The organism is Nostoc sp. CHAB 5836 (genome assembly GCF_020829445.1).
GTDB lineage: Bacteria > Cyanobacteriota > Cyanobacteriia > Cyanobacteriales > Nostocaceae > Nostoc.
Window position 1 is genome coordinate 1 of sequence record NZ_JAIVFV010000361.1, and the last position, 2,637, is coordinate 2,637.

Sequence of the window (2,637 nt, forward strand, 5' to 3'; positions counted from 1 at the left end):
TACATCCAGCTTAATAATAGTAATTCCTATTTAGCTCTAGTAAATTCTCCTAATAAATAGTTCTTATGTACTAAATATATCCGTCTCCTTGGGGTGTGACAGTTGTGGGTGCGGAATGTGGGCTATAAACAAGATTAATTATTCGCTTGTTCGCGTTAGTCTTACGCGAACTATTTATTTTTGTCCAAAGTCCAATATTGAGACTGCCACTGTTCACGATACCAGTGTTAGTGCCAGTGCCAGAGATTGTGTCGTTTCCGTCTCCAGTATTGAGACTGCCACTGTTCACGATGCCAGTGTTAGTGCCAGTGCCAGAAATTGTGTCGTTTCCGTCTCCAGTATTGAGACTGCCACTGTTCACGATGCCAGTGCCAGTGCCAGTGGTGTTGTAGCTGAAGCCGTAGTCATCGTACTCTTCGTCGCGACTGTTACTGCCATTGCCAGTGATCGTGTCTTCCCCGTCCCCTGTACTTAGTTTGCCACTGTTAGCGATGCCAGTACCACTACCGCCAGTGCCTCGATCGCTGCCATTGCCCTGACCTGTACCAGTGATCGTGTCGTTTCCGTCCCGTGTACTTAGTTTGCCACTGTTAGCGATGCCAGTACCACTACCGCCAGTGCCACTACCGCCCTTACCACCCTGACCAGTGCCAGAGATTGTATCTTCCCTATCCCCAGAATTAAGACTGCCACTGTTCACTATACCTGTTCCATTACCGCCGTTGCCGTCGATACTGTCGTTGTCACCGACACCCGCGCCCTCAATGGTGTCTTTTCCTGAGAATGTATAAATCAAACCTGTACTTAAAATCTCAATTCCAATTGCCAAAGATGTATTTAACTCTTCTCCTACTATTTTATCCCCATTGTCAGTGCCGATGAAATTGGGTGGAACACTTAGTCTAGTCATAGCCAAAATACTCCTTCATTCAGTGACATTACTAATCGCTGATTCAAATAATCAAAAAAATTCCTGGAATCCTTTCTTCAAGGGTCAAAATTCCAGACCTCGCACTTCTCGTGCGGTATATGTATTATTTTTCACGAAAATATAATTAAATACGGCTTCAGGTATACTTTGACAATTTCTGCTCAATTAGGCATGGAGCAGAACTGTAGTATCGCTAAGGTTGAGATCAATCAAACAGATATCAAGCTGTAAAGTATATTCTTGCTGTATATTCATCTCGGCAAAATAATATAGTTATCTCAATCACCAATTATGTGTTCTTGATCACAAACATCTTGTGTTTGCAAACACTGCTAATTTAAACAAAGTAGTAGATCGGCAAGTATCAACCGTACTATGTAACAAAATGTAAAAGATTCAGAAGCGTGTGGCGAGGGGAGCATTCCAAAATGGTTCACATCAGGGCAACACTAATTTACACTGTTTGGGTAATGATACTGAAGACACTGTTGGCGAAATATTTCTTCACATTAAAAAGAGTGTCGTTGGAACCATAACATTGCCGCTTTGGCGTTTCTTATGCTTCCAATTAACTGAAACTGTCAACCATAAGTTTTATTTCTCGAATAAATCGATTGAGTGCTTTCTGTACTGCTTTGTAACCTGAAGCTTGCCGTCCCAATTTCAACTCAAATAAAATGCGATCGCGTATCGCCTCAAAATCTACGATACCATGTACAAAGTTGATAGCAGACCGTTCCTCAAGTGCGGAATTATACGATTCAATATTTTGCACTTCGACTCGGAGCCTCTCTATCTCCTCCTCATCCCGTGTAATACTCGGTAATACTTCGGTAAAACTTTGTGTATTGGAGGTGTAGATATTTGAATTCTCCCGTGTAATACATGGAAGAAGCTTACTTCTGACTATTTCTTCTAAATAGTCAGATTTCGTTAATCCCAAGCATTCGGAGGCGATACTTAATGCCTTCCAGGTATCATCTGTCAGTCGTAAAGAACGCACTGCACGATATTCGGAGCTTTTAATCGCAAATTTACCCTGAATATCTCTTTTCATCTTTTTCATAGAATATGCCTACCATGTATTACACGGTAAGAGTAAAACTTTTGAGAACTTTCAACCGTGTATTACATGGTATAGTTGTTTTGACTTATTTTTCAAACAATTGCGATCGCAATTGTTTGAAACGAGACGAGCGAGTCTGAGCAAGAGGTATGTCATTAAGCCAAGCATCCAACCGTACTAAATTAAGCGCACAAGCAATGAAAACCTGCATCATGTGAGTTTTCTTTAAACCGATGTAGCGAGATTGACGTAACCCTGAACGTCGTATACCTTGTGAGTGTGTTGATTCAATGCCTGCACGTTGGTTGTAAGTAGCTTTCCACTCAGGTGTTTGTTGGGTTTGTCGCCGAGTTTGGAGCGCTATATGTTGCACTTGCGGAAGAAAAGTCAACTCTCGTGGTTCGGTTTTAGACTTAGTGCAAAATGAACGAACTGGACAAGTTCTGCATGTTACACCACTAAACCTCACACGAATAGCAGGGTTCCCACTAGCGTCTTGCCCTAGTAACCATTTAGCCCACATTCCGCACCCACAACTGTCACACCCCAAGGAGACGGATATATTTAGTACATAAGAACTATTTATTAGGAGAATTTACTAGAGCTAAATAGGAATTACTATTATTAAGCTGGATGTATA

2 protein-coding genes and 1 pseudogene are annotated in these 2,637 nt (G+C 41.6%); all 3 read right to left on the bottom strand.

Going from position 1 to position 2,637, the window contains the following annotated elements; genetic code table 11:
- Nucleotides 1–70 precede the first annotated feature (70 nt).
- Complete coding sequence (locus LC605_RS32420) at nt 71–910, bottom strand: hypothetical protein (protein WP_229551463.1); 840 nt, start codon at nt 908–910, stop codon at nt 71–73.
- A 589-nt stretch (nt 911–1,499) separates the two neighbouring features.
- The gene (locus LC605_RS32425) at nt 1,500–1,997 is read right to left on the bottom strand and encodes a hypothetical protein (protein WP_306426896.1); all 498 of its coding nucleotides are present in this window, start codon (nt 1,995–1,997) and stop codon (nt 1,500–1,502) included.
- Nucleotides 1,998–2,082: 85 nt separating this feature from the next.
- Nucleotides 2,083–2,511: pseudogene (locus LC605_RS32430) on the bottom strand (transposase); the annotation flags it as partial.
- Nucleotides 2,512–2,637 lie beyond the last annotated feature (126 nt).